25 protein-coding genes are annotated in these 24,137 nt (G+C 64.2%); 10 read left to right on the top strand and 15 right to left on the bottom strand.

Annotation, left to right across the window (positions count from 1 at the left end):
* Positions 1-166: 166 nt before the first annotated feature.
* The 3 genes from IF809_RS16275 (at position 167) to IF809_RS16265 (ending at position 3,349) form a co-directional block, all read left to right on the top strand.
* Entirely contained in the window at positions 167-1,612 is a 1,446-nt protein-coding gene (locus IF809_RS16275; RefSeq protein WP_128967892.1) for a helix-turn-helix domain-containing protein, read from the top strand.
* A 388-nt stretch (positions 1,613-2,000) separates the two neighbouring features.
* Positions 2,001-2,804 carry an anthrax toxin lethal factor-related metalloendopeptidase gene (locus IF809_RS16270; protein WP_128967893.1) on the top strand — a complete coding sequence of 268 codons (804 nt, stop codon included), beginning with the start codon at positions 2,001-2,003 and terminating at the stop codon, positions 2,802-2,804.
* Positions 2,805-2,980: 176 nt separating this feature from the next.
* Entirely contained in the window at positions 2,981-3,349 is a 369-nt protein-coding gene (locus IF809_RS16265) for a hypothetical protein (protein WP_128967894.1), read from the top strand.
* Between the two features lies 1 nt (position 3,350).
* On the opposite strand, the gene IF809_RS16260 is transcribed toward IF809_RS16265, so the two are convergent.
* On the bottom strand, positions 3,351-3,992 hold the full coding sequence (locus IF809_RS16260) for a tetratricopeptide repeat protein (RefSeq protein WP_128967895.1): 642 nt from the start codon (positions 3,990-3,992) through the stop codon (positions 3,351-3,353).
* Between the two features lie 133 nt (positions 3,993-4,125).
* Positions 4,126-5,082: a zinc metalloprotease HtpX gene (htpX, locus tag IF809_RS16255; RefSeq protein ID WP_128967896.1), complete on the bottom strand. Its 957-nt coding sequence runs from the start codon at positions 5,080-5,082 to the stop codon at positions 4,126-4,128.
* Between the two features lie 185 nt (positions 5,083-5,267).
* Here htpX and IF809_RS16250 point away from each other — a divergent pair, with 185 nt between their 5' ends.
* From IF809_RS16250 to IF809_RS16235, 4 genes are all read left to right on the top strand, one after another.
* The gene (locus tag IF809_RS16250; protein WP_462838004.1) at positions 5,268-6,566 is read left to right on the top strand and encodes a lytic murein transglycosylase; all 1,299 of its coding nucleotides are present in this window, start codon (positions 5,268-5,270) and stop codon (positions 6,564-6,566) included.
* Positions 6,567-6,677: 111 nt separating this feature from the next.
* Positions 6,678-7,181: a DUF1993 domain-containing protein gene (locus IF809_RS16245; RefSeq protein WP_128967898.1), complete on the top strand. Its 504-nt coding sequence runs from the start codon at positions 6,678-6,680 to the stop codon at positions 7,179-7,181.
* 181 nt (positions 7,182-7,362) lie between these two features.
* Entirely contained in the window at positions 7,363-8,463 is a 1,101-nt protein-coding gene (locus IF809_RS16240; RefSeq protein WP_128967899.1) for an alkene reductase, read from the top strand.
* A 129-nt stretch (positions 8,464-8,592) separates the two neighbouring features.
* On the top strand, positions 8,593-9,396 hold the full coding sequence (locus tag IF809_RS16235; RefSeq protein WP_128967900.1) for a tetratricopeptide repeat protein: 804 nt from the start codon (positions 8,593-8,595) through the stop codon (positions 9,394-9,396).
* Positions 9,397-9,476: 80 nt separating this feature from the next.
* On the opposite strand, the gene IF809_RS16230 is transcribed toward IF809_RS16235, so the two are convergent.
* The 8 genes from IF809_RS16230 to glpD form a co-directional block, all read right to left on the bottom strand.
* Entirely contained in the window at positions 9,477-10,187 is a 711-nt protein-coding gene (locus IF809_RS16230) for a hypothetical protein (protein WP_128967901.1), read from the bottom strand.
* A gap of 146 nt (positions 10,188-10,333) precedes the next feature.
* Positions 10,334-12,115: an ABC transporter substrate-binding protein gene (locus tag IF809_RS16225; protein ID WP_092298750.1), complete on the bottom strand. Its 1,782-nt coding sequence runs from the start codon at positions 12,113-12,115 to the stop codon at positions 10,334-10,336.
* Between the two features lie 75 nt (positions 12,116-12,190).
* Positions 12,191-12,520: a DUF2160 domain-containing protein gene (locus IF809_RS16220; RefSeq protein WP_462838003.1), complete on the bottom strand. Its 330-nt coding sequence runs from the start codon at positions 12,518-12,520 to the stop codon at positions 12,191-12,193.
* 9 nt (positions 12,521-12,529) lie between these two features.
* Entirely contained in the window at positions 12,530-13,336 is an 807-nt protein-coding gene (locus tag IF809_RS16215; protein WP_092298756.1) for a carbohydrate ABC transporter permease, read from the bottom strand.
* Entirely contained in the window at positions 13,336-14,238 is a 903-nt protein-coding gene (locus tag IF809_RS16210; protein ID WP_128967903.1) for a carbohydrate ABC transporter permease, read from the bottom strand. Before IF809_RS16210 ends, IF809_RS16215 begins: the two co-directional genes overlap by 1 nt.
* The gene (locus IF809_RS16205) at positions 14,238-15,323 is read right to left on the bottom strand and encodes an ABC transporter ATP-binding protein (protein ID WP_462838002.1); all 1,086 of its coding nucleotides are present in this window, start codon (positions 15,321-15,323) and stop codon (positions 14,238-14,240) included. The genes IF809_RS16210 and IF809_RS16205 overlap by 1 nt, the downstream gene beginning before the upstream one ends.
* A 12-nt stretch (positions 15,324-15,335) precedes the next feature.
* Positions 15,336-16,412 carry an ABC transporter ATP-binding protein gene (locus tag IF809_RS16200; protein WP_453980174.1) on the bottom strand — a complete coding sequence of 359 codons (1,077 nt, stop codon included), beginning with the start codon at positions 16,410-16,412 and terminating at the stop codon, positions 15,336-15,338.
* Entirely contained in the window at positions 16,409-17,959 is a 1,551-nt protein-coding gene (glpD, locus tag IF809_RS16195; protein ID WP_462838001.1) for a glycerol-3-phosphate dehydrogenase, read from the bottom strand. The genes IF809_RS16200 and glpD overlap by 4 nt, the downstream gene beginning before the upstream one ends.
* A 267-nt stretch (positions 17,960-18,226) precedes the next feature.
* Between glpD and IF809_RS16190 the strand changes: the two genes are divergently transcribed.
* Both IF809_RS16190 and IF809_RS16185 read left to right on the top strand, forming a co-directional pair.
* Positions 18,227-18,478 carry a type II toxin-antitoxin system prevent-host-death family antitoxin gene (locus IF809_RS16190; protein ID WP_128969447.1) on the top strand — a complete coding sequence of 84 codons (252 nt, stop codon included), beginning with the start codon at positions 18,227-18,229 and terminating at the stop codon, positions 18,476-18,478.
* Positions 18,478-18,894, top strand: a complete 417-nt coding sequence (locus IF809_RS16185; RefSeq protein ID WP_128967907.1) for a type II toxin-antitoxin system VapC family toxin — start codon at positions 18,478-18,480, stop codon at positions 18,892-18,894. Before IF809_RS16190 ends, IF809_RS16185 begins: the two co-directional genes overlap by 1 nt.
* A gap of 4 nt (positions 18,895-18,898) precedes the next feature.
* On the opposite strand, the gene IF809_RS16180 is transcribed toward IF809_RS16185, so the two are convergent.
* Positions 18,899-19,744 (bottom strand): DeoR/GlpR family DNA-binding transcription regulator, encoded by an 846-nt coding sequence (locus tag IF809_RS16180; protein ID WP_128967908.1) that lies wholly within the window; start codon positions 19,742-19,744, stop codon positions 18,899-18,901.
* Positions 19,745-19,834: 90 nt separating this feature from the next.
* On the bottom strand, positions 19,835-20,509 hold the full coding sequence (locus tag IF809_RS16175) for an HAD family hydrolase (protein WP_128967909.1): 675 nt from the start codon (positions 20,507-20,509) through the stop codon (positions 19,835-19,837).
* Positions 20,510-20,663: 154 nt separating this feature from the next.
* Here IF809_RS16175 and IF809_RS16170 point away from each other — a divergent pair, with 154 nt between their 5' ends.
* On the top strand, positions 20,664-21,116 hold the full coding sequence (locus tag IF809_RS16170; protein ID WP_128967910.1) for a nuclear transport factor 2 family protein: 453 nt from the start codon (positions 20,664-20,666) through the stop codon (positions 21,114-21,116).
* Positions 21,117-21,221: 105 nt separating this feature from the next.
* On the opposite strand, the gene IF809_RS16165 is transcribed toward IF809_RS16170, so the two are convergent.
* From IF809_RS16165 to IF809_RS16155, 3 genes are all read right to left on the bottom strand, one after another.
* Complete coding sequence (locus IF809_RS16165) at positions 21,222-21,413, bottom strand: hypothetical protein (protein ID WP_092298786.1); 192 nt, start codon at positions 21,411-21,413, stop codon at positions 21,222-21,224.
* 207 nt (positions 21,414-21,620) lie between these two features.
* On the bottom strand, positions 21,621-22,031 hold the full coding sequence (locus IF809_RS16160) for an acyl-CoA thioesterase (protein ID WP_128967911.1): 411 nt from the start codon (positions 22,029-22,031) through the stop codon (positions 21,621-21,623).
* A 7-nt stretch (positions 22,032-22,038) separates the two neighbouring features.
* Entirely contained in the window at positions 22,039-24,135 is a 2,097-nt protein-coding gene (locus IF809_RS16155) for a 3-hydroxyacyl-CoA dehydrogenase NAD-binding domain-containing protein (protein WP_462838000.1), read from the bottom strand.
* Between the last annotated feature and the right edge of the window lie 2 nt (positions 24,136-24,137).

The following is a 24,137-nucleotide window of genomic DNA, read 5'->3' as shown; positions in this document are numbered from 1 at the left end:
AATGCGTGCTCAGAGCTAAACGCGAAAAGAGAAACTTCGTATAGACACCTTGTTTTTTATTGGTGATGTCATGTAACATCAGAACATGTAATAGATGTTATTTTGTAAAATCTGTAAAAAATATAGGTCAGTAAACCTGTCCTTGATGTGCACGGAGAACTGAAGCATGGCCACCGAATCCGGGAAAAAGCTGTTCGTCGGGCCGCGCTTCCGCAGGATCCGGCAGCAATTGGGATTGTCGCAGACCCAGATCGCCGAGGGGCTCGGGATCTCACCGAGCTATGTCAATCTGATCGAGCGGAACCAGCGCCCGGTGACGGCGCAGATTCTGCTGCGGCTGGCCGAAACCTACGACCTCGATCTGCGCGATCTCGCGACCGCCGACGAAGACCGGTTCTTCGCCGAGCTGAACGAGATCTTCTCCGATCCCCTGTTCCGCCAGATCGACGTTCCCAAGCAGGAGCTGCGCGACCTCGCAGAACTCTGCCCCGGCGTCACCCACGCGCTGCAGCGGCTCTATGCAGCCTATACCGAAGCGCGCCAAGGCGAGACACTGGCGGCCGCCCAGATGGCGGACCGTGACGTCGGCACACGTTATGAAGCCAACCCGGTCGAGCGCGTGCGCGAGCTGATCGAAGCCAACCGCAACTATTTTCCGGAGCTGGAGCAGGCCGCGGAAGCCTTGCGCGACGAGCTGAACGTGCCGGCCGAAGGGCTCTATGCGGCCCTCGCCGCTCGTTTGCGCGAGAAGCATTCGGTCCAGACCCGCATCATGCCTGTCGACGTGATGCGCGAGACGCTCAGGCGCTTCGACCGTCACCGCCGCCAGCTCCTGATCTCCGAACTGGTCGACCCGCCCGGCCGCACCTTCCAGCTCGCCTTCCAGCTGGGCTTGGGAGAATGCGCGCAAGCGCTGGAGACCATCATCGGCCGCGCCGGCCCGCTCGACGATGCGCCGCGGCGGCTGTTCCGGATCACGCTCGGCAATTATTTTGCGGCGGCCGTGATGATGCCCTATCCCGCTTTCCTCGCCGCCGCCGAGGCGCTCAATTACGACATCCACGTGCTGGCGCAGCGCTTCAATTCCGGCTTCGAGCAGGTCTGCCATCGCCTCACCACGTTGCAGCGGCCGAACGCGCGCGGCATTCCGTTCTTCCTCCTGCGCGTCGACAATGCCGGCAACGTCTCGAAGCGGTTTTCGTCCGGCACCTTCCCGTTCTCGAAGTTCGGCGGCACTTGCCCGCTCTGGAACGTGCACTCGACCTTCGACACGCCGGACCGCCTGCTCAAACAGGTGATCGAGCTGTCCGACGGCACGCGCTATTTTTCGATCGCGCAGATGGTGCGCCGTCCCGTCGCGCCGCACCCGCTGCCCCAGCCGCGCTTTGCCATCGGCCTCGGCTGCGAGATCCGCCACGCCGCGCGCCTGACCTACGCCGCCGGCATGGACCTCGAGAAGACGGAGGGCACGCCGATCGGCGTCAACTGCCGGCTGTGCGAGCGCGAAAACTGCGCCCAGCGCGCCGAGCCGCCGATCACCCGCACGCTGATTCTGGACGAGACGACGCGGCGGGTGTCGAGCTTCGCATTCTCGAATGCAAGGGAGTTGTGAGCGGGCGCGTCTGCCTCTCTCGTCATTGCGAACGAAGCGAAGCAATCCAGACTGTCTCCGCAGCAACAGCCTGGACTGCTTTGGCGTCATTCCTGAGGTGCGAGCGGCGCGATGCAAGGCATCGCTCCGGGAGCTCGAAGGATGAACGGCCACAGATGCAGCCGGGCCGTCGCCCTTCGAGGGCCGCTGAAGAAGCGGCCAACTCAGGGTGACGGTGACAAGGCCAGTGCGCGCGGCAGCGTTGGTTAACCCCGCCCTAACCGGCAGCCGCGTTCTGCAACCAGGGATTAAGCACGCCTCAACATCGCAGCCTTAATCTCGCCCCACTCACTCTTCGCAAACAAGGGCAGCCTATCCTGCCGCGAGATGTGACATCAGGGGGTCTTACATGCGCATTGCGTTGCTGCTGACCGCGACCATTGTCGGCGCGCTGTTCGCCAATACGTCCAACGCCGGCTCGCTCGACATCGCGTCCGCCGATGCGAAGCTGCCGCCCGGCTTTCAAAACTACCGCGGCTACATGTTCGACGTGTCGGAGGCGTCCGATCGCAAGGACCTCGACAAGCTCACGGAGAATCTGAAGCAGCAGATCGACGTCGTCGAGGCTGCCGGCCTCTCCCCGCGCGTGATGCGCTTCTTCCATACCGTTCCGATCATCGCAAGCGAGCTCGCCTGCCTCGACGAAGGCGCTGCGACCGCATGCTATGGCCGGGTCACGCCCGACATTCCGCGCACCACACCGCGCACGCTGACCGTGTGGGACCACGACAGGCAGCGCTGGACCAATCCGAACGCGGTCGACCTCGCGGTCGATTCCGGGCTCGGCGTGATCATGGTTCGGCCGGACATGATGCGTTACGAGAAAGAGGCCGTGTTGCTCCACGAGATGCTGCACGCCTACCACGCGCGGCTGTTGCCGGACGGCTACGCCAACAAGGGCGTGATCAGCTACTACGTCTATGCCAAATCCAAGAACCTGCTGCCCAAGGAGGCCTACGCGCTGAAGAATCCCATGGAATTCTTTGCCGTGACCGCCAGCATCTTCCTGGCCGGCAAGAGCGACTACCAGGATCCCAAGACCCGCGAAGCGCTCAAGGAGAAGATGCCGGACTATTACAAATACCTGGTCGGCGTGTTCGGCTTCGACCCCGATCCGGCGGCCTCGAGCGGCCCGGTTGCCTCGCTGAAGTAAAGCCGGACGCAAGGCCTGAAAAAGCCGCGGAAAAGGCGCGCCGCGCAAAAGGCGCGGCTTTTCTGTTTTGTGGAGCGGAAGCTGCGGATGACGCCCTGGCAGGAATTGCCAAGCCGGGGGCTGATCTGCATAGTCCCGCCGCATCGATTGGGACTGCTTCGAAGAGGATGGAAGACATGGCGGACGCCGACCTGGATGTCGTGATCCGGCAACTGGCCAGACAGCTGCATACGGGCCTGATGTCCCGCGCCAAGGAGCGGCGGGATCGTTTCAACGGCCTTGCGGCCAAGGCCAAGGGCAAGGAGACCGGCACCCGCTTCAAGATGATGGCCAAGGCCACCATGGAGCAGGCCACCGCCGCCGCAAGGCGCCTGCAGATGTCCGCCGACAACGTCGCCGACAGCTACGCCCGCGCCATGCGGCTCGCCGCCAGCACGCCCGTCGAGGTGAAGGCGGAGAAGCCGGCGAAGGAAAAGCCTGCCAAGGATAAGCCGGCGAAGAAGGCTGCGAAGGCGAAGAAGGCGAAAGCCAAGAAGGCGGCCTAACTCACCGCTGCGGTGTGGAGACCTGGGTCGGCTCGGCGCGCGTGAGCTCGGCGAGCTTTGCGCGCGCGGTGTCGCGGGCGCGGCCGTCCTTGCCGGGAGGCAGCGCGAGAGCAGCCTCGAAATCGGCGCGCGCGTCCTCGGCCTGACCGCGGGCGAGAAAGGCAAGGCCGCGGTCGAGACGGGCCTGCGCGTCCGCGGGGTCGAGGCGGACCGCCGTGCTGTAGCTCAAGATCGCGCGGTCGAGATCGCCCTTGGCGGCGAGCGCGAAGCCCCGCTCGCGATAGGGCACGGCCGGCCTGGGATCGAGCGCGATCGCCTCGTCGTAATCGGCAATCGCAAGATCCAGCTCCCCGTTCTGACGATGCGCCTGCGCGCGGTCGCGATAGAGCGAAGCGCGGTTGGGATTGAGATGGATGGCCTCGTTGAAGTCCGCGATCGCCCGACCGTTGTCGCCGTGGCGCAGCGCGATGCGCCCGCGCCCCTCATAGGCGAAGGCGATCAGGGAGCCGCGAAGCGGCGAGAAGCCGATCACGGCCGAACAGATGTCGGGCTCGTCCTCGTCGCCACAATTCACGACGGTATGCGTGGACAGGCCAATGGCCACGCCCAGGACGATCAACAATGGCACCGCAGCTTTGGTCATGTTCGACCGTGGCCGGCGACAGGCCTGCCACGCATCCCCTTTCGAACCAATACTCTCTATCGGGTCATTAACACCGACAGACCTGCGCCTCTGTGCGCCAGGTCACAAAGCCGGGCAAATTGGCCCGGTTCCGTCAGCCCCAGGGACCACGGGCAGGGCCACGGGAAGGACCCGACGAGGACGAGCGGCCCCACGGGCCCTGCGGGGGATAGTTCTCGTTGGCGCCGACCGAAGGCGCAGCGCGCGTGCCGAGCTCGGCCGCGAGCTGCTGGAGCGCCGCGATGCGATTCTGCGTCGAGGGATGGGTGGCGAAGAGATTGTCGACGCCGTGGCCGGACAGCGGATTGATGATGAACATATGCGCGGTGGCGGGGTTTCGCTCCGCGTCGAAGTTCGGCACCTGATGCGCGGCATTTTCGATCTTCACCAGCGCCGACGCAAGCCACATCGGCTGCCCCGCGATGCGCGCGCCGAGATTGTCGGCGGCGTATTCGCGCGTGCGGCTGATCGCCATCTGCACCAGCATCGCGCCGAGGGGAGCAAGGATCATCATCAGGATCGAGCCGACGATGCCGGGGCCGTTGTTGTCGCGGTTGCCGCCGAAGAACATGCCGAACTGGGCCAGCATGGAGATCGCGCCGGCGATGGTCGCGGTCACGGTCATCAGCAGCGTGTCGTGATTCTTGATGTGCGCGAGCTCGTGAGCGATCACGCCGGCTAGCTCCTCGCGGCTGAGCTGGTTCATCAGGCCGACGGTGACGGCGACGGCGGCGTTCTCGGGATTGCGGCCGGTCGCGAACGCGTTGGGTTGGGCCTCGTCCATCAGGAACACGCGCGGCATCGGCAGGCCGGCGCGGCCCGCAAGCTCGGCAACGAGCCCGACGAGCTCCGGCGCGCTGCGACGGTCGACCTCATGGGCGCCGTACATCGAAAGCACCGCGCGGTCGGAGTTCCAGTAGGTGAAGAGGTTGGTCGCGGCAGCGATGACGAGCGCGATCATGGCGCCGCTGGCGCCGCCGATCAGATAACCCACCGCCATGAACAGGGCGGTGAGACCTGCGAGAAGCATTGCGGTACGCAGATAGTTCATGGCCGTCTCCAGAGCGGGCCATGGCCGCCGATGGCGTCGCAGGCCGGCAAACGTCAGGTAGGGATGACCCCGCCCCCGGCGCAAGGCTTCAGGGTGCGTCGCGGAGCCGCGGCACTGGTTTGAGCGCGATCAATCCATTAAACTTCGCCCAGAATCCAAGCGTCTCTCCCCCTTGCGGAAACCTCATGCTCCAGACCCGATTTGCGATCGCGGCCGCCGCGCTTGTCGCGCTCGCCCTTCCCGCCTCCGCCCAGTTCGCGCCGCCGCCACGGCCTGCTGCGTCCAAGATCACCGCGCCTTCGCCGCGCGCGGCCTCGTGCCACAATGGGGCGAGCTTCGATCGTTTCCTCGCTGACGTGAAGAGCCAGGCGGTCGCCGCAGGCGTGTCGCAGCGAACGATAGCGGAGACTTCGCCCTACCTCGTCTACGACCAGGGCATCGTCAACCGCGACCGCGGCCAGCGCGTGTTCGGCCAGCTCTTCACCGAATTCGCCGGCCGCATGGCCGCGCCCTATCGGATGCAGAACGGCCAGCAGCACATCAAGCGGCACGCAGCGGCATTCGCCCGCGCCGAAAAGGAATACGGCGTACCGCCGGCGGTGATCGCCGCGTTCTGGGGCCTGGAGAGCGACTTCGGCGCCAACATGGGCAATCTGCCGACGCTGAAATCGCTGGTATCGCTCGCTTATGATTGCCGCCGTTCCGAGATGTTCGTGAACGAGACCATCGCCGCGCTGAAGATCATCGACCGCGGCGATCTCACGCCCGAGGAGATGATCGGCTCCTGGGCCGGCGAGCTCGGCCAGACCCAGTTCCTGCCGACTCACTACGTCAACTACGCCGTCGATTACGACGGCGACGGGCGGCGCGATCTCCTGCGCAGCGAGGACGACGTGATCGGCTCGACCGCGAACTACATCGCCAACGGCTTGAAGTGGCGGCGCGGCGAGCCGTGGCTGGAAGAAATCAAGGTGCCCTCGAGCCTGCCGTGGGAGCAGACCGATCTCAGCATTCAGCTGCCGCGTTCGAAATGGGCGCAGCTCGGCGTCACCTATCCCGACGGCCGGCCACTGCCGAACGACAATCTCGCAGCTTCCGTGCTGCTGCCGATGGGACGCAATGGGCCGGCCTTCATGGCCTATGCGAACTTCGCGGCTTACACGGAGTGGAATAACTCGCTGATCTATTCGACCACCGCGGGTTATCTCGCCTCGCGCATCGCGGGCGCACCGCCGATGCGCAGGCCTTCCGGGCCGGTCGCGCAATTGCCGTTCAACGAGCTCAAGGAATTGCAGCAATTGCTGGTGCGCGCCGGCTTCAATGTCGGCAAGGTCGACGGCGTGCTGGGCCAGCAGAGCCGCGCCGCCGTGAAGGCGATGCAGATCAAATACGGCCTCCCCGCCGATTCGTGGCCGACCGCAGAGCTCCTGGCCCGGATGCGCGGCGGCACCGCACAGGCCCAGCCACAGGCGACGGTGCGGTAGAATTATCGCACCGCACAAGCCGCTTTTCGCGATTGTATTATTGCATGAGCCTCCCATGTGAGTGGCTCAGGTTTTCTCCTGAGATTTCCCACCCTTTGAAGCGAGCATCACATGTCCTTCTATGACGCCGTCGTCCCCGCCTATTTGCAAATGCTGAACAGCCTGACCGGCCTTCTGACCAAGGCCGAGGCGCATTGCGCGGCTAAAAAGATCGACCCCAGCGTCCTGCTCGGCTCCCGCCTCTTCCCGGACATGCTGCCGCTGTCGAAGCAAATCCAGCTCGTCAGCGACTTTTCAGCCAAGGGGTGCGCACGTCTGACGCATACCGAGGTGCCGTCGATGCCGGACACCGAAAAGACCTTCGAGGAGCTGAAGCAGCGCCTCGCCAAGACCATCGACTATGTGAAGTCGTTCAAGCCCGAGCAGTTCGAGGGGGCCGACGTCAAGGACGTCACCTTCCCGACCGGGCCAGACAAGACCACGACTCTCAAAGGCCAGCAGTTCCTGAGCGCGTTCTCGCTACCGAATTTCTATTTCCACTGCGCCACCGCTCACGGCATCCTGCGCCACAACGGCGTCGAGATCGGCAAGCGCGATTTCATGGGCCTGACCTGATTTGCGGATTCGCACGGCCCCGGCGGCCAAATTCTGCTGTCGCAGCCGGAATTGCACATGAATTATGCTGCGCGGAGCCTGCCGCGCAGCTCGCCTGCACTTTCCGTATGGCTCATCCCTTGCGCCTGATGTCGCAATGCACAAGTGTTCCGGACCTCTTAACCCCCTGGAAGCACCCTCAATGAGCCGCCCCACCAAATTGTTTGAGACCTACAAGCTCGGCCCGATCGCGCTGGCCAACCGCGTGGTGATGGCGCCGCTGACGCGCAACCGCGCCGCGCCCGGCACCTTTGTCCCCTCCCCGCTCGCGGCGGAGTATTACGGCCAGCGCGCCTCTGCAGGCCTCCTGATCACCGAAGCGAGCCAGGTCTCGCAACAGGGCCAGGGCTATCAGGACACGCCCGGCATCTACAGCAAGGAGCAGGTCGCCGGCTGGCGCAAGGTCACCGACAAGGTGCATGAGCGCGGCGGCAAGATCTTCATCCAGCTCTGGCATGTCGGCCGCATCTCGCATGTCGATCTCCAGGCGGGTGGCGCAGCCCCGGTGGCGCCGAGCGCGATCCGCGCCAAGGGCAAGACCTTCGTCAACGGCACCTTCGCCGACGTCTCCGAGCCTCGCGCCCTCGAGCTCTCCGAAATTCCAGGGATCATCGACGACTTCAAGCGCGCCACGAAGAATGCGCTGGAAGCCGGGTTCGATGGCGTCGAAATCCACGGCGCCAACGGCTATCTGCTCGACCAGTTCGCCAAGGACGGCGCCAACAAGCGGACCGATGCCTATGGCGGCTCGATCGAGAACCGCGCGAAGCTGATGCTGGAAGTCTCCAGGGCCGTCGCGGCCGAAGCCGGCGCCGACCGCACCGGCATCCGCATTTCGCCGGTGACGCCGGCCAACGACATCTCGGATTCCAACCCGCAAGCGCTGTTCGACTACATCACCGACGGCCTCAACGCCTTGAAGCTCGTCTATCTCCACGTCGTCGAGGGCGCCACCGGCGGCCCGCGCGACTTCGCGCCGTTCGACTATACGTCCTTGCGCAAGCGCTTCTCGGGCGCCTACGTCGCCAACAACGGCTACGATTTCGATCTCGCCACCAAGGTGCTCGAGGCGAACGCCGCCGATTTGATCGCGTTCGGCAAGCCGTTCATCTCCAATCCCGACCTGGTGGAGCGGCTGAAGAAGGGCGCGGCGCTGAACGATTGGGACAAGAACACGTTCTACGGCGGCGGCGCCAAGGGCTACACGGACTACCCGACGCTGGCGGCCGAGCCGGCGGAATAGCTTTTCTTCCCCCTCTCCCCGCTTGCGGGGGAGAGGTAAGAAACAAAAAGGCCGGGATCGCTCCCGGCCTTCGTTATTGACTACTCCCGCAATATTGCTGCGCCTCGGCATCCTTGCTCTAATGCGGCGATGGATGACACCCAGACACTCGTTCGCCGCGCGACTGCAGCGGTCAATTCGGGCAAGCCCGACGAGGCGCAGCGTCTGTGCGAACAGGGCCTTGCCCGCGATCCCGGCGATCCGGTGCTGCATCATCTGCTGGCGGCCGTATTGTTCTCCAGAGGCGTCATCGGCCCGGCTCACGCGCATATCGACGTCAGTCTTGCCAAGCGGCCGAACAACGCGCCGGCGCGTCTGCTGGCCGCCCGCATCGCGCGCAGCGAAGGCCAGTTCGACGCGGCGCTCAGCCATCTCGATGCCGCGATCGCCGCCAGCCCGCAGCGCGAGATGTTCATCGAGAAGGCCCGGACGCTCGATATGGCGGGGCTGCGAGATCAGGCACGCGGCGCCTGGCAGGCAATCCTCAAGGTCATTCCTGGTCATCAGGAAGCAACGGCGCAGCTAGGACGGCTGGCCTGGGAGGATGGCGACCCCGCCACCGCTGCAAACCTGCTCGCGCAAGCGACCGAGACGGACGCGCCGGCGTCCGTCTGGTTCAATCTTGGTCTCGCGCGCCAGGATTTGCGTGACCACGAGGGTGCAGCAAGAGCCTATCGCAAGGCGTTCGACCTCAAGCCCGACCATGCCGAGGCCGCGCTCAATCTCGGCATCGCCCTCCAGGAGACTGGGGACCTGGATGCCGCCATGGATGCGTTCGGCAAGGCCTATCGCCTGCGTCCGCAGCTGTTCGGCTCCATCGCAATGGCGCTGACCTCCGCCCCTCACGGCCGGCTGTGGCTCGACGAGGATGCGCTGCGGCGCATGCTGGCATGATCCGGAAAAGTGCGAAGCGGTTTTCCGAAAAGATCATGCTCAAACAAAAACCTAAAGCGCGATGATTCTCTCGTCGCACTTTAGCGCGTTAGGCGTCCACGTTTGGCGCGGAACTGCTTGCGGTAGACATTGGGCGCGGCCAGCACGTCGCCGACGACCTTCTCATAGGACTTCCGGTGCGCCGCATCGAAGCTTTCGAACACGAGTTCGGGCGCCTGGCGTGGAACGGCAAAGCACTGCGCGACCGGCGTCCCTTTTTTCAGCACGCCCGAAAAATCAGGCTTGACCCAGACGGCCGGAAAATTGATGCCGCCGTCGTGAAAACGGTCGGCATCGACGAGGCCCGAAACGAGGCGGAACGGCAGGTCGTCTCGGTTGACGGGATGTGTCGCGAACAGCGACCAGCCGGGCTCGAGCTCGATGGTCCAGAAACTGTTGAACTTGAGCGCGGATCGTCCATTCGAGAACGGTGCCGCGGCAAATTGCGCGACAGGGTGGAAACTGAGCGGTGCGCGCGGATGCCCCGCCGTCTCCGGCTCGGGGATGTCCCAATCCCACGAAAATTCGCCGCCGTCGATCCTGATGTCGCACGGCAGCGGAATCATGACCCCGTAAGCCATCGCATCGACGAAGGGCGGGCACTGCTTGACGGTGCGGATGTCGCGGCCGTGGATCTCCGAATGCGCCGTGGCGGGCATCGCCCGCAGCCAGTCCGGCAAGGCGCTGCGCGCCGGAAACGGGCGCAGCAGATGATCGGCCAGCCTTGGATCGCAACGGAAAATCATGCGCATGGCGAAGTCTCGCGTCTGGGTCGGGGCCAGTTCAGATCACGGCCGCCGATAAGGCAAGAGGTCACACGACAAAAGGCCGGGATCGCTCCCGGCCTCCTGTCTTCATGGTTGGCCGGGATCACCCCGGCCATGATGATATCGGCGAATTACTTCGCTTCGGCGCGCTTGGGCGGCGAGGCCGGCCACGACTTGATCAGCGTGTCGTAGTCGACGGTCTCACCCTTCGGCTTCTCGTTCGCAAGCTTGCGCTGCGGAGCGATGTTGCCGTCCTTGGCCGACTTGTCGTACCAGAACTCAGCCGTCTTCTTCGGGTTGAGCTTCGGTCCGCAAGCGCCCTGCACGCCCGACTTCTCGAGACGCTCCATCACCGAGTCCTGAGCGGCTGCGAGCGAGTCCATCGCGGCTTGCGGCGTCTTCGCACCGGACGACGCATCGCCGATGTTCTGCCACCACAGCTGAGCAAGCTTCGGATAGTCAGGCACGTTGTTGCCGGTCGGGGTCCACTGCACGCGCGCGGGCGAGCGGTAGAACTCGATCAGACCGCCGAGCTTCGGCGCACGTTCGGTGAACGACTTGTCCCAGATGTCGGATTCGCGGATGAAGGTCAGACCCACATGGCTCTTCTTCAGCGACACCGTCTTGGAGACGATGAACTGGAGATACAGCCAGGCAGCCTTGCGGCGATCGACCGGGGTCGACTTCAGCAAGGTCGCCGATCCCACGTCCTGGTAGCCGAGCTTCATGCCGTCCTTCCAGTAGGCGCCGTGCGGCGACGGAGCCATACGCCACTTCGGCGTACCGTCCGCGTTCATCACGGGCAGGCCGGGCTTCACCATGTCGGCGGTGAAGGCGGTGTACCAGAAGATCTGCTGGGCGATGTTGCCCTGCGACGGCACCGGGCCCGATTCGGAGAAGGTCATGCCCTGAGCCTGCGGCGGAGCATACTTCTTCATCCAGTCGAGGTACTTGACGATCGAGTAGACCGCCGCGGGGCCGTTGACGTCGCCGCCACGCTCGACCGACGAGCCGACCGGACGGCAGCCTTCCATGCGGATGCCCCATTCGTCGACCGGCAGGCCGTTCGGGATGCCCTTGTCACCGTTGCCGGCCATCGAGAGCCAGGCGTCGGTGAAACGCCAACCGAGCGAGGGATCCTTCTTGCCGTAGTCCATGTGACCATAGACGCGGACGCCGTTGATCTCCTTGACATCGTTGGTGAAGAACTCGGCGATGTCCTCGTAAGCCGACCAGTTCACGGGAACGCCGAGATCGTAGCCGTACTTGGCCTTGAACTTGGCCTTGTAGTCCGGATTGGTGAACCAGTCGTACCGGAACCAATACAGGTTGGCGAACTGCTGGTCCGGCAACTGGTAGAGGTGACCGTTCGGCGCGGTCGTGAACGACTTGCCGATGAAGTCGTTGACGTCGAGCATCGGGTCGGTGACGTCCTTGCCGTCCTTCGCCATCCAGTCGGTGAGGTCCACCGCCTGGCCGTAGCGGAAGTGCGTTCCGATGAAGTCGGAGTCGTTGATCCAGCCGTCATAGACGTTCTTGCCGGACTGCATCTGGGTCTGGATCTTCTCGACGACGTCACCTTCCTGGATGATGTCGTGCTTGACCTTGATGCCGGTGATCTCCTCGAACGCCTTCGCGAGCGTGCGGGATTCATATTCGTGCGTGGTCAGCGTCTCGGAAACGACGTTGATCTCCATGCCCTTGAAGGGTTCAGCGGCCTTGATGAACCACTGCATCTCCTTCAGCGCATCGTCCTTCGACAGGGTCGACGGCTGGAATTCGCTGTCGATCCACTTCTTGGCGGCGGCTTCGTCCGCGCGCGCCGGCGCGGCGATCGTGACTGAAGCCGCGATCAGCGCGATCGCGCTGGTCATGGTCAGAAGACTGTCCTTGGTCGTTCGCAAGTGTCGCATTAAGTTTCCTCCGGTTGAAGCGACAAACTAAATCCAGGCCCGGGTAGACCCCGGATCTGCTCTTTCTCGCAGGCCTCAGACGGTGCGAAAGATCACCACGCCCGAGGCAAGCGAAATCACTGTTGCGAGCCACAGGCTCGTTATTTCAAATCCTTCCTCTCCGATCGGAATCGTCGCGATCGGATCGGTACCAACGAGGCCGATCCACACCAGGTGGATGACGGCGGCCACGATCAGCGAGACGAACAGGCGGTCGCCGCGCGTGGTCGGGATGCGCAGGATCCCGACGCGCTCGGCTTCCGGATAGACCGCCGCGAGCCAGGTCATGATGGCCAATGTGCACGCCAGCGCCACGAAGAAAATCGCGGTCGGCAGCGTCCAGGCCATCCATGCGATGGAGTCCATGAAAACCTCCTACACCCGGCCGAGCGCGAAGCCGCGCGCGATGTAGTTGCGGACGAACCAGATCACGAGTGCGCCCGGGATGATCGTGAGCACGCCGGCAGCCGCCAACAAGCCCCAGTCCATGCCGGCGGCCGAGACCGTGCGGGTCATGACCGCAGCGATCGGCTTCGCGTTGACCGAGGTCAGCGTCCGCGCCAGCAGCAGCTCGACCCAGGAAAACATGAAGCAGAAGAACGCGGCGACGCCGATACCGCTTGCGATCAGCGGCACCAGGATCTTGATGAAGAAGCGCGGGAAGGAATAGCCGTCGAGGAAGGCGGTCTCGTCGATCTCGCGCGGCACGCCGGAGACGAATCCTTCGAGGATCCACACCGCCAGCGGCACGTTGAAGATGCAGTGCGCGAGCGCAACCGCCCACGGCGTATCGAACAGCCCGATCGCCGAATAGAGGTTGAAGAACGGCAGGGCATAGACTGCGGCCGGCGCCATGCGGTTCGACAGCAGCCAGAAGAACAGATGCTTGTCGCCGAGGAAGCGGTAGCGCGAGAACGCGTAGGCGGCCGGCAACGCCACCGAGATCGAGATGATGGTATTGATGACGACGTATTCGAGCGAGTTGATATAGCCGGAATACCAGCTCTCGTCGGTGAAGATGCGCCTGTAATGCTGCAGCGTCGGCGCATGCGGCCACAGCGTCATCGTCGAAATGATCTCGCCGTTGGTCTTGAAGCTCATGTTCACGAGCCAGTAGATCGGCAGCATCAGGAAGATCAGGAACAGCCCCATGATGAGGCGGCGGCCGGGAATCGAGTGCATCACGCGGCTCCTTCCTGGGGTTTCCGTTCGCTGCCGGCATTGGTCATGACGGTGTAGAAGATCCAGCAGACGATCAGGATGATGAGGTTGTAGACCAGCGAGAGCGCGGCGGCCTTGCCGAGGTCGAACTGGCCGAGCGCAATCTTGACGAGCTCGATCGACACGAACGTGGTCGAGTTGCCGGGGCCGCCGCCGGTGACGACGAAAGGCTCGGTGTAGATCATGAAGCTGTCCATGAAGCGCAGCAGCACCGCGATCAGCAGCACGCGGTTCATCTTCGGCAGCTGGATCGCCTTGAACACCGCCCAGCGCGAGGCACCATCGATCTGGGCGGCCTGGTAATAAGCCTCCGGGATCGATTTCAGGCCGGCATAGCAGAGCAGCGCGACGAGGCTCGTCCAGTGCCAGACGTCCATCACGATGACGGTAACCCAGGCATCGATGTCGTTGGACACGTAATTATAGTCGAGCCCGATGTGGTTGAGGACATAGCCGAGCAGGCCGATGTCGGGGCGGCCGAAGATCTGCCAGATCGTGCCGACCACGTTCCACGGAATGAGCAGCGGCAGCGCCAGCGTCACCAGGCAGGCGGCGACGGTCCAGCCCTGACGCGGCATCGACAGCGCGATGACGATGCCGAGCGGCACCTCGATGGCGAGGATCACCAGCGAGAAGAACAGATTCCGGCCGAGCGAGGCCAGGAAGCGGCCGCCGAGATCGGTCGAGGGATCGAGCAGCTCCTTGAACCAGCCGACGCCGTTCCAGAAGAACTGGTTGTTGCCGAAGGTGTCCTGCATCGAATAGTTCACCACCGTCATCAGCGGCAGCACCGCCGAGAAAGCGACGACCAGGAACACCGGCAGCACCAGGAACCAGGCTTTTTGGTTGACGGTCTTGTCCATCAGGCGGCTCCCTCCACCAGAAGGCTGTCGGCATAGACGTGGATGTGCGCGGGATTGAATTTCAGCCCGGCATTGCCGTCGGAGCCGGTGAAGCCGGCCGGCGCACGTGCCGCGATCTTGGCCTCGCCCACGCGCACGCGCGCGAAGCGGATGCGGCCGAGGTCGTCGATACGATCGATTTTTGCGGTGAGCAGGCCGGCTGCGGGCGCAACCGCCTCGACGAATTCCGGACGTACGCCGATCTCGATCTTGGCGACTGCCGGAAGGTTGTCGTAGCTGCGGTTCAGCGCGATGACATGGCCGCCGACCCTGGCTTCGCGCCCCTTCACCTCGGCCGGCAGGATGTTCATGCCGGGCGAGCCGATGAAATAGCCGACGAAGGTGTGGGCGGGCTTGTCGAACAGCTCGGCCGGCGTGCCGCTCTGCACCACGCGGCCGTCATGCATGACGACGACGGTGTCGGCGAAGGTCAGCGCCTCGGTCTGGTCGTGGGTGACATAGATCATCGTGAGGTCCAGCTCGCGATGCAGCGCCTTCAGCTTGGAACGAAGCTGCCATTTGAGCTCGGGATCGATCACCGTCAGTGGCTCGTCGAACAGCACGGCGGCGACGTCGGAGCGGACCAGACCGCGGCCGAGCGAGATCTTCTGCTTGGCGTCGGCGGTCAGCCGCGTCGCCTTGCGATTCAGATAGGGCTCGAGGTCGAGCAGGCGGCCGATCTCGGCGACGCGCCTGTCGATCTCGGCTTTCGGCACGCCGCGGTTCTTCAGCGGAAACGCCAGGTTCTGCCCCACCGTCATCGTGTCGTAGATCACCGGAAACTGGAACACCTGGGCGATGTTGCGCTTCTGGGTTGACAGCGGTGTGATGTCTACCCCGTCGAACAGGATTTTCCCCCGTGACGGCGTGATGATGCCGGAGATGACGTTGAGCAGCGTGGTCTTGCCGCAGCCTGACGGGCCGAGCAGCGCATAGGCGCCGCCCTGCCGCCAGGTCATGGTGACCGGCTTCAGCGCAAAGGTTTCCTGCGGCGCATCGTTGCCGCCGTAGGAATGGGCGAGATCGACGAGGTCAATGCGAGCCATCGCGCATCTCCCTCAAGAACCGGGCGCCGCGACGAGGCGATCAGCCGCGTCGAAGACGAAGACGTCATTGGGATCGAGCACGGCGTCCAGCGTCTGGCCGGGCTCGAACTCGTGCACGCCGTGCAGCACCGCAACCCAGTTCGATCCGTCGCGGGTCAAATGCACGAAACTCTCCGAACCGGTGATCTCGGTCACCGTCACCGTGGCGTGGAAGGCGTGACGATCGGCCTCGCCATTGGCGAGTCCAAGCTGATGTGCGCGGAAGCCGACGCGATAGGCACCGTCGGCGAGCGACGAATAGAGGCCCGAGGCCGGCGAGGAGGTGCCGCCGGCATATTGCACGGAGCCGTTCTTCTTCTCGATACCGACGAGATTGAGCGGCGGGTCGGAGAAGACCTGGGCGACGCGCAGGGTCTGGGGCCGGCGGTAGACGTTGGTGGTCTCGCCGATCTGGAGCGCCTGCCCTTCCCACATGCAAACCGTATTGCCGCCGAGCAGCAGCGCCTCGGTCGGCTCGGTGGTGGCATAGACGAAGATCGCGCCCGAGGCCTCGAAGATGCGCGGCAATTCGGCGCGCAGCTCCTCACGCAGTTTGTAATCGAGATTGGCGAGCGGCTCGTCCAGCAGCACGAGATCGGCATCCTTGACCAGCGCGCGCGCGATCGCGGCGCGCTGCTGCTGGCCGCCCGAGAGCTGCAGCGGCGTGCGTTTCAGGAACGGCTCGAGCCGCAGCAATTTCGCGGCTTCCGCCACCCGCGTCTCGATCTCCTCGCGCGGCTTGCCCTGCACGCGCAGGGGCGAAGCGATGTTCTCGTAGACCGTGAGCGAGGGGTAATTGATGAACTGCTGATAGACCATCGCGACCGAACGCTGGCGCACGTCGGCGCCGGTGACGTCCTTGCCGTTGACGAGCACCTTGCCCGACGTCGGCTTGTCGAGGCCGGCGAGCAGCCGCATGATCGAGGTCTTGCCCGACAGCGTCGGCCCGAGCAGCACGTTGAGCGTGCCGCTCTCGAGCGTCAGCGAGACGTCGCGGATGTGCTGGACCCCATCGACGGTCCGGGTCACGTGATCGAGTGTCACGCTCATGAGCGTCCTCCTGCTTCCAGCAGTGGACTTTGCGACACGGCGTGGGTCCTGATCCAGTCGTCCAGGGACGCAATTTCGTCGGCGGATAGTCGCAGACCGAGCTTGGAGCGGCGCCAGACGATATCCTCGGCGGTCACCGCCCATTCATTGGTCATCAGGTAGCGAACCTCGCGTTCGGTCAGAGTTGCGCCAAAGACCTGGCCGAGATCGGCGGCCGACTTGGCGTCGCCGAGCAGTTTGATGGCGCGGGTGCCATAGGCGCGTGCGAGCCGCCGCGCATGCTCATGGCTGAGGAAAGGGTAGCCGCGCTGAAGCTCGGCGATCAAGCCATCGACAGCCGATACGTCCATGTCGCCGCCGGGCAGCGGCCATTTGCCGGTCCAACCCTCGCGCGCTTTCGCACTGCGAAGATAGGGCGCAAGCCGTTCCAGTGCCTCTTCGGCAAGGCGACGATAGGTGGTGATCTTGCCGCCATAGATCGACAGCAGCGGCACGCCACCCGGCGTGTCGAGCTCGAACACGTAATCGCGGGTCGCAGCCTTGGCCTCGCTGGCACCGTCGTCATAAAGCGGTCGCACGCCGGAATAGGTCCAGACCACGTCCTCCGACGTCACGGGCTTGGCGAGATACTCGCTCGCGGCCTTGCAGAGATACTCGATCTCCTCCGGCGTCGCCTTCACCTTGGCCGGGTCGCCGGCATAGTCGCGATCGGTGGTGCCGATCAGCGTGAAGTCGTCCTGATAGGGGATGACGAAGATGATGCGGCCGTCGGCGTTCTGGAACATGTAGGCGCGGTCATGGTCGTACAGCTTCTTGACCACGATGTGCGAGCCTTGCACCAGGCGCACCTTTGCTTTCGCGTTGACGCCAGCGCCGCGACCGAGCACGTCCTCGACCCAGGGCCCGCCGGCATTGACCAGCGCGCGGGCCTGAATCTGCGAGCGCGCGCCGGTCAGCGTGTCGACCATACTGACGGTCCATATCCCGTCGGATTGACGAATCTCGGTGGCGCGGGTGCGGGTGCGGATCTCGGCGCCCTTGTCGGCGGCGTCACGTGCGTTGAGCACGACGAGGCGAGCGTCATCGACGAAGCAGTCGGAATATTCGAACGCGCGGGCATAGCGATTCGGGATCAGCGGCTTGCCCACTTCGTCGCGCCTGAGATCGAGCGAGCGGGTCGCCGGCAGGAGATGACGGCCGCCGATGTGATCATAGAGAAACAGGCCAAGCCGCAGCAGCCAGGCCGGACGCAGACCGGCGTGATGCGGCAAAACGAAACGCAAGGGGCGGATGATGTGAGGAGCGATGCCCCAGAGAATCTCGCGCTCGATCAGCGCCTCGCGGACCAGGCGGAACTCGTAATATTCGAGATAACGCAGGCCGCCATGCACCAGCTTGGTCGACCAGGACGACGTCCCGCTCGCCAGGTCGTTCATTTCGCACAGGAAAACAGTGTTGCCGCGGCCCACCGCGTCACGCGCGATCCCGCAACCGTTAACACCGCCTCCAATGATGGCGAGGTCGAAAATACACTCCAACAGACGCATCCCCCGGAAACCGCCCGTTCAGTCGCGCGGCTACTTTCGTTTTTGATTAGATCACACCGGAAAACGAAAGCAAGACGAAAGAGAGACGAAAGGAAATGAAAGTGGAACTTTTTCCCCGGCAAAGTGACGCGGAAATCGGCGGGTAGAGGGCCAATTTCCGAGGCATCGCGTGCAACCGCAAGGCATGCTCGCTCACGATCCTGAATGTAGCAACGTAGCTACATATATTTTGCGTGACTGTAGACGCGGCAACCTGGAGTGCTGACGATCGTGATCACCCTCACCAGCCGAGAATTCAATCAAGACACCAGCGGCGCAAAAAAAGCTGCTGCGCAAGGACCTGTCTTCATTACGGATCGCGGCCGCCCGGCTCATGTGCTGCTAACGATCGAGGATTATTTGCGTCTGAGCGGCGGACACATGAGTCTTGCCGAGGCCTTGCCGCAAACAAGTGCGGACTTTGATTTCGATCCGCCTCGCGTAGCCGGTGGGATCTTGAAGCCCGCCGACCTCGATTGATGTTTCTGCTCGACACCAAGGTCATTTCCGAGCTCCGGCGACCGGATAAAGCCGATGGCAATGTCGTTGCCTGGGCCAATGCAATTCCTGCTACGAATTTCTTCATATCCGTTATCTCGGTTCTCGAGATCGAACTTGGCGCGCGCCTGATCCAGCGCAAGGACGCGGCACAAGGTGCCATCCTGCGCAAGTGGATCGACGCTCAAGTGCTGGTTCGCTTCGAGGGCCGGATACTGGCCATCGACATGGCCGTGGCACAGCGCTGCGCGCAACTTCACGTTCCCAATCCGCTGGCTGAACGCGACGCTCTCATCGCGGCAACAGCGCTTGTTCACGGCCTCACGGTTGTCACGCGCAATGTGGAGGATTTCGAACCGACGGGCGTGCCGCTGCTCAACCCGTGGGACGGCGTCTAGCCTTTTAGCGCAGCCGCACCACCGGTGCTGCATCTGGCGCGGCATCCTGCGCCTCGGCCTGGGTCTCGTCGACGTCAGCGCCCTTCGGCATCGCCTCCACCACTTCAATGCCCTTGCTGTGGCAGATGGTGGCGAGGCGCTCTGGCAGCTCCTGATCGGTCACGAAGGTCTGGATCTGCGTCATATGCGCGATGCGGACCGGCGCGCTACGGCGAAGCTTCGTGGAATCGGCGACCAGCATGACGCTGCGGGCATTGGCGATGATGGCCTGCGCCACCTGCACCTCGCGATAGTCGAAGTCGAGCAGCGCGCCCTCCTCGTCGATCGCGGACGCGCCGATGATGGCGTAGTCGACCTTGAATTGGCCGATCAGCTGCGTCGCGGTCGAGCCGACCACGGCGCCGTCGGCCCGCCGCACCGTGCCGCCGGCCACCACCACCTCGATGCGGGGATGGCGGTAAAGCAGCATGGCGACGTTGAGATTGTTGGTGATGACCAGCAAATCCTCATGCGAGGTCAGCGCGCTCGCCACCTCCTCCGTCGTGGTGCCGATGTTGATGAAGAGCGAGCAGCCGTTCGGGATCAGCGAGGCGGCGGCGGCCCCAATCGCCTTCTTCTCGTCGGCGGCGACGAAGCGGCGCGCCTCGTAGGCGAGGTTTTCCACGCCGGAGGCGATGATCGCGCCGCCATGGATGCGGGTGAGCGAACGGCGCTCGCAGAGATCGTTGAGGTCCTTGCGGATGGTCTGCGCCGAAACCTCGAAGCGGCGCGCCAGCTCCTCCACCATGACGCGGCCGGAGGCGCGGGCGATGTTGAGGATCTCGGCTTGGCGATGGGTCAATCCGGTCACGGCAATGGCCTCAAATCAGAACGATGCATGGTGCGGCTTCTCGCCCGCGCGGTCAATGCGGATGCCGATCACGGTTAGTGGATGAAAATCTCACCACGCCATCGCGCGCGCGAGCCGCGCGAGCAGCAAGGGATCGTCGAAGGCGCTTGCGGACGCGACCGCGCCTGCGCCAACGAGGTCGGCATCGCTGAGGCTGGTCCGGATGCCGATCGTCGGAATCCCGGCGGCGGTGGCGGACTGAACGCCGGAGCGGGAATCCTCGAACGCGATCGAGGCGGCCGCGCTGGCCCCGACGAAGCGCAACCCCTCCTGATAGGGCAGCGGATGCGGCTTGCCGTGCGGCAGTTCCTCGCCGATCACGAGCGCCTTGAAACGACGCGTGATGCCGAGGCCGGAGAGCAGCAGCTCGGCATTGAGACGCGGCGCGTTGGTGACGGCGACCATGGGAATACCGGCCTCGTCGGCACGGTCGAGCAGCGCCATCAGGCCCGGCAACGGCTCGATCTGCCCCGCAACCAAATTGCGAAACACTTCTTCCTTCTCGTCGAGGATCGCGGCACGCCGCTCCAGGCTCTCGTCTGGCAGAAAGCGCTCGCCAATCGAGACGTTGGCGAAGCCCTGTAACTCCTTCGAGAAGCGCGCGTGGTCGAAGACATGGCCGCGCGGACCGAGGACCTGGTTGAACGCTTTCAAGTGCAGAGGGTCCGTATTGGCAAGCGTGCCGTCGATGTCGAACAGCAACGCCCTGCCCAGCGTCTCGATCATGTCAGTACTTTCCCGAATGCACCGCGCATCAATGCCGAAGACGTATCAATAGAGCCTCGCGCGCGCAATGACGCATACGCATGACCACCACGCGCCACTCGACAAAGCCGCGCCCGGCTGCAAGACTTCGTGCAAGATCAAAAAGGAGGAAACGATGACGATCAACCGACGCGATCTGGCTCTCTCGACTCTGGCCGTCTCCGCGCTTGCCCTCTCGACGCCGGCGCTGGCGGCTTCCGCGGACGAAGACGCCGTGGCGAAGAAGGTCGAGGCCTTCCGCCTCGCCCAGATCGCGGCCGATCCCAAGGCGCTCGGCGCGCTGTGCTGGGACGCTCTCAGCTATAGCCATTCCAGCGGCAAGGTGGAGGACAAGGCGACCTTCATCGCCAACGCGACCGACGGCAAATCGAAATTCCTCTCGATCGAGTACAAGGACCCGACCATCAAGGTCGTCGGCCCCGCGGCGATCGTGCGCTTCCACTGGATCGCGGAACAGGAGATGGCGGCCGATGGGAAAAAATTGCCGACCAATCTTCACATCCTGATGAACTGGCTGAAGCAAGGCGACGACTGGAAGCTGTTGTCGCGCGCCGCGACGAAATTGTGAACAAGACCGTCATTTCGGGACGCGCGTAGCGCGGGCTCGGCAATTTCGCAGCAAGATGGATTCCGGGTTCGCGCTACGCGCGCCCCGGAATGACCGAGCGGGCGCTTACGCCGCCTCCTTCACATCGCCGTTCACCAGCTTGCGGGCGGCGCGCTCGGCTTCGCGGGCGTTGCGAAAGAGCTGGCCTTCAAGACGATTGAATTGCTGGGACGAGGCGAAGAAGCGGTAGCCTCCCTGACCGCGGACCACGATGCCCGCGGTCTCTGAATTCACTTCGATGATGTAGCTGTCCGGCATGTCCCGTGGATTCCTCAGTGCGGGCAAATAACGGTCAGTCTGCCCAAAGGTTCCTGAGGGCAATCAACCGGTTTCCACCCCGAATCGACGCGCTATCGAGTACGCCGGGACCTCATCCGTTTTATGACCCGTTGTTGGCAAAGAAGCGACGCGTGGACTCGACGGCGCCGCACATGTTGCCGAGATGGGACAGAGTGCCGCGCGCGATTACGTCGCGATCGGCGCGGCGATCGAACGCACCTCTTGCGGCCGACCATGCTCGTCGATCGAGACGTAGGTAAAATTTCCGTCGGTGACGAGGAACGGATGCTCTTCTCCGCGCCGGAGCGCCCACGCTTCGAGATGTACGGTCATCGAGGTACGGCCAACCCGCACGAGGTTCGCGTAAACCGAGACGAGATCGCCGACATAGACGGCTTTGCGAAAATTCATTGCCTCGATCGCGACCGTGACGGTGCGCGACTTCGCGACTTTGGATGCAAACACGCCGCCGCCGACGTCCATCTGGCTGAGCAGCCAGCCGCCAAAGATGTCGCCATTGGCGTTGGTGTCGGCGGGCATCGCCAGCGTGCGGATGCAGAGATCGCCGCTCGGCTCGATGTCGGACTTTTCGCTCATGCAGGTCTCACTTGAAATTGTCCCAGCCCGGATCGGGCGCGAAACGCTCGCCGAATCGTTCGGCCAACGTGCGCAAGGTCGATACGACATTCTCCACGCCGCGTGCACGCGCATAGTTCAGTGGACCGCCGCGGAACGGCGCGTAGCCGGTGCCGAAGATCATGGCGCCATCGACCGCATCGGGATCGTCGACGATGCCTTCGCGCAGAGCCGCGACGCAGACGTTGGACATCGGCAGCACCAGGCGGTCGATCATCTGGTCGGTGACACCAGGACCGGTCTCGGGCAGCGGCGCCTTCTCGGCCTTGCCGTCCTTCCAGGTGTAAAAGCCCTTGCCGGTCTTGCGGCCGAGCTCGCCCCTGGCGACTTTTTCGCGCAGCCAGGCGGGCGTCGGCGGCAGCAGGTCACCGAACTTGGTGCGCAGCATGTCGCCGACGTCGAGGCAGATGTCGAGCCCGACCTGATCGGCCAGTTCGATCGGGCCCATCGGCATGCCGAACTGCTCGGCCGCGGCATCGATCAGGCGCTGGTCGGTCTTCTCGTCCAGCATCACCATCGCTTCCAGCATATAGGGCGTCAGCGCACGGTTGACGAGGAAGCCGGGCGAGCTCTTCACGGAGAGCGGCAGGCGGTCGATCGCGCCGACGAAGGCAAGCGCTTGCTTCAGCACCTGCGGGTGGTTGCCGTCATGGCTAACGACCTCAACCAGTTGCAGCCGCGACACCGGATTGAAGAAGTGCAGGCCCATCAGCCGCTCCGGGCGCGCCAGCGTGGTGCGCAGATCCTGCAGTGGAATGCTCGACGTGTTGGTCGCAAGGATCGCGCCCGGCTTCATCTTCGGCTCGAGGCTGGCATAGACCTTCTGCTTCAGGTCGAGCTTTTCCGGCACCGCCTCGATGACGAGATCGGCGTTGCGGACGCCCTCGCCGTCCATATCAGGGATGAGGCGATCGAGCGCATCGCGCACCTCGGTCGGCTTGCGGATGATCTTGCCGTAGAGGTCGGCGGCGCGCTTGATCGCGCCCGCGATGGGCTCGGGCTTCATATCGGCGAGCGAGACGCGAAAGCCCTGCCCGGCGACCCAAGCCGCGATGTCGCCGCCCATGGCGCCCGCGCCGATGACGTGGACATGCTTGATTGCATTCCCGCTGCCTGCCGCCTTCTTCATCTGCTCGCGCAGGAAGAAGACGCGGATCAGATTCTGCGCCGTCGGCGTCACCATCAGCTTGGCGAAGGACGCCTGCTCCGCCTTAAGCATCGCGGCCTTTGTGCCACCATGCGTCTCCCACAGGTCGATCAGCGCATAGGGCGCCGGATAATGCTCACTCGGCGCCGCCTTTGCCGCCTCGCTTCGCATGCGCTTGGCGAGCAGCCCGCGCACGGGGCCGAGATTGGCCGCGCGCGTGAGCAGTCCGGGCTTGGCCCGCTTCAGGCGTCCGAACACGACGTCCCTCACGGCGTCCCGGACATGGCGCTCCTCCGTGACGGCATCGACGAGGCCGAGCGCTTTGGCGCGGCGCGCATCGATGGTGCGGCCCGTCAGCATCAGGGACATCGACTGGGTCGGATTGACCAACGCGCTGAAGCGCGCGGTGCCGCCGAGCCCGGGATGCAGACCCAGCATCACCTCCGGGAAGCCGAAGCGTGCGCCGGCGATGGCAATGCGCGACTGGCAGGCGAGCGCGACTTCGAGCCCGCCGCCGAGGCAGAAGCCGTGGATGACCGCGAGCGTCGGCAGCTTCAAAGCTTCCAGATGGTCGACCACCGCGTGCGCAGCGCGGATGCGTGTCTCCACCATCTCGGCGTCGCTCGCGCCGCGGAATTCGTTGACATCGGCGCCGGCGATGAAGCCGGACGGTTTTGCCGAGCGGATCACGAGGCCCGCAGGCCGCTCGGTCTCGATCGCCGCGAGCACGGCGTCGAACTCCTCCATCACGTCGGAGGACAGCGTGTTGGCGCTGGCATCGGCGCGATCGAACAGCAGCCACGCGAGGCCGTCGGCATCGCGCGTCAGCTTGAAGTGCCTGTAGGGACCGTCGGCTGCGGGTCGGGGCCCGAGCGAGAGCACGCGGTCGCCGAGCGCGGTCATGATCTTTGAATCCATGG

This window comes from Bradyrhizobium sp. UFLA06-24 (assembly GCF_054967145.1).
Note: the sequence above shows the minus strand (reverse complement) of the source record. Positions and strands in the feature narration are given on the sequence as shown.

Bases quoted from the DNA above. Each gene is read 5' to 3' on its own strand.
- IF809_RS16250 (WP_462838004.1), top strand. From the start codon at position 5,268: ATGCTCCAGACCCGATTTGCGATCGCGGCCGCCGCGCTTGTCGCGCTC.
- IF809_RS16165 (WP_092298786.1), bottom strand. From the start codon at position 21,413: ATGCCGGACAGCTACATCATCGAAGTGAATTCAGAGACCGCGGGCATC.
- IF809_RS16200 (WP_453980174.1), bottom strand. From the start codon at position 16,412: ATGAGCGTGACACTCGATCACGTGACCCGGACCGTCGATGGGGTCCAG.
- IF809_RS16160 (WP_128967911.1), bottom strand. From the start codon at position 22,031: ATGAGCGAAAAGTCCGACATCGAGCCGAGCGGCGATCTCTGCATCCGC.
- glpD (WP_462838001.1), bottom strand. From the start codon at position 17,959: ATGCGTCTGTTGGAGTGTATTTTCGACCTCGCCATCATTGGAGGCGGT.
- IF809_RS16245 (WP_128967898.1), top strand. From the start codon at position 6,678: ATGTCCTTCTATGACGCCGTCGTCCCCGCCTATTTGCAAATGCTGAAC.
- IF809_RS16155 (WP_462838000.1), bottom strand. From the start codon at position 24,135: ATGGATTCAAAGATCATGACCGCGCTCGGCGACCGCGTGCTCTCGCTC.
- IF809_RS16235 (WP_128967900.1), top strand. From the start codon at position 8,593: ATGGATGACACCCAGACACTCGTTCGCCGCGCGACTGCAGCGGTCAAT.
- htpX (WP_128967896.1), bottom strand. From the start codon at position 5,082: ATGAACTATCTGCGTACCGCAATGCTTCTCGCAGGTCTCACCGCCCTG.
- IF809_RS16230 (WP_128967901.1), bottom strand. From the start codon at position 10,187: ATGCGCATGATTTTCCGTTGCGATCCAAGGCTGGCCGATCATCTGCTG.
- IF809_RS16175 (WP_128967909.1), bottom strand. From the start codon at position 20,509: ATGATCGAGACGCTGGGCAGGGCGTTGCTGTTCGACATCGACGGCACG.
- IF809_RS16240 (WP_128967899.1), top strand. From the start codon at position 7,363: ATGAGCCGCCCCACCAAATTGTTTGAGACCTACAAGCTCGGCCCGATC.
- IF809_RS16260 (WP_128967895.1), bottom strand. From the start codon at position 3,992: ATGACCAAAGCTGCGGTGCCATTGTTGATCGTCCTGGGCGTGGCCATT.
- IF809_RS16225 (WP_092298750.1), bottom strand. From the start codon at position 12,115: ATGCGACACTTGCGAACGACCAAGGACAGTCTTCTGACCATGACCAGC.
- IF809_RS16265 (WP_128967894.1), top strand. From the start codon at position 2,981: ATGGCGGACGCCGACCTGGATGTCGTGATCCGGCAACTGGCCAGACAG.
- IF809_RS16220 (WP_462838003.1), bottom strand. From the start codon at position 12,520: ATGGACTCCATCGCATGGATGGCCTGGACGCTGCCGACCGCGATTTTC.
- IF809_RS16270 (WP_128967893.1), top strand. From the start codon at position 2,001: ATGCGCATTGCGTTGCTGCTGACCGCGACCATTGTCGGCGCGCTGTTC.
- IF809_RS16205 (WP_462838002.1), bottom strand. From the start codon at position 15,323: ATGGCTCGCATTGACCTCGTCGATCTCGCCCATTCCTACGGCGGCAAC.
- IF809_RS16185 (WP_128967907.1), top strand. From the start codon at position 18,478: ATGTTTCTGCTCGACACCAAGGTCATTTCCGAGCTCCGGCGACCGGAT.
- IF809_RS16210 (WP_128967903.1), bottom strand. From the start codon at position 14,238: ATGGACAAGACCGTCAACCAAAAAGCCTGGTTCCTGGTGCTGCCGGTG.
- IF809_RS16215 (WP_092298756.1), bottom strand. From the start codon at position 13,336: ATGCACTCGATTCCCGGCCGCCGCCTCATCATGGGGCTGTTCCTGATC.
- IF809_RS16170 (WP_128967910.1), top strand. From the start codon at position 20,664: ATGACGATCAACCGACGCGATCTGGCTCTCTCGACTCTGGCCGTCTCC.
- IF809_RS16275 (WP_128967892.1), top strand. From the start codon at position 167: ATGGCCACCGAATCCGGGAAAAAGCTGTTCGTCGGGCCGCGCTTCCGC.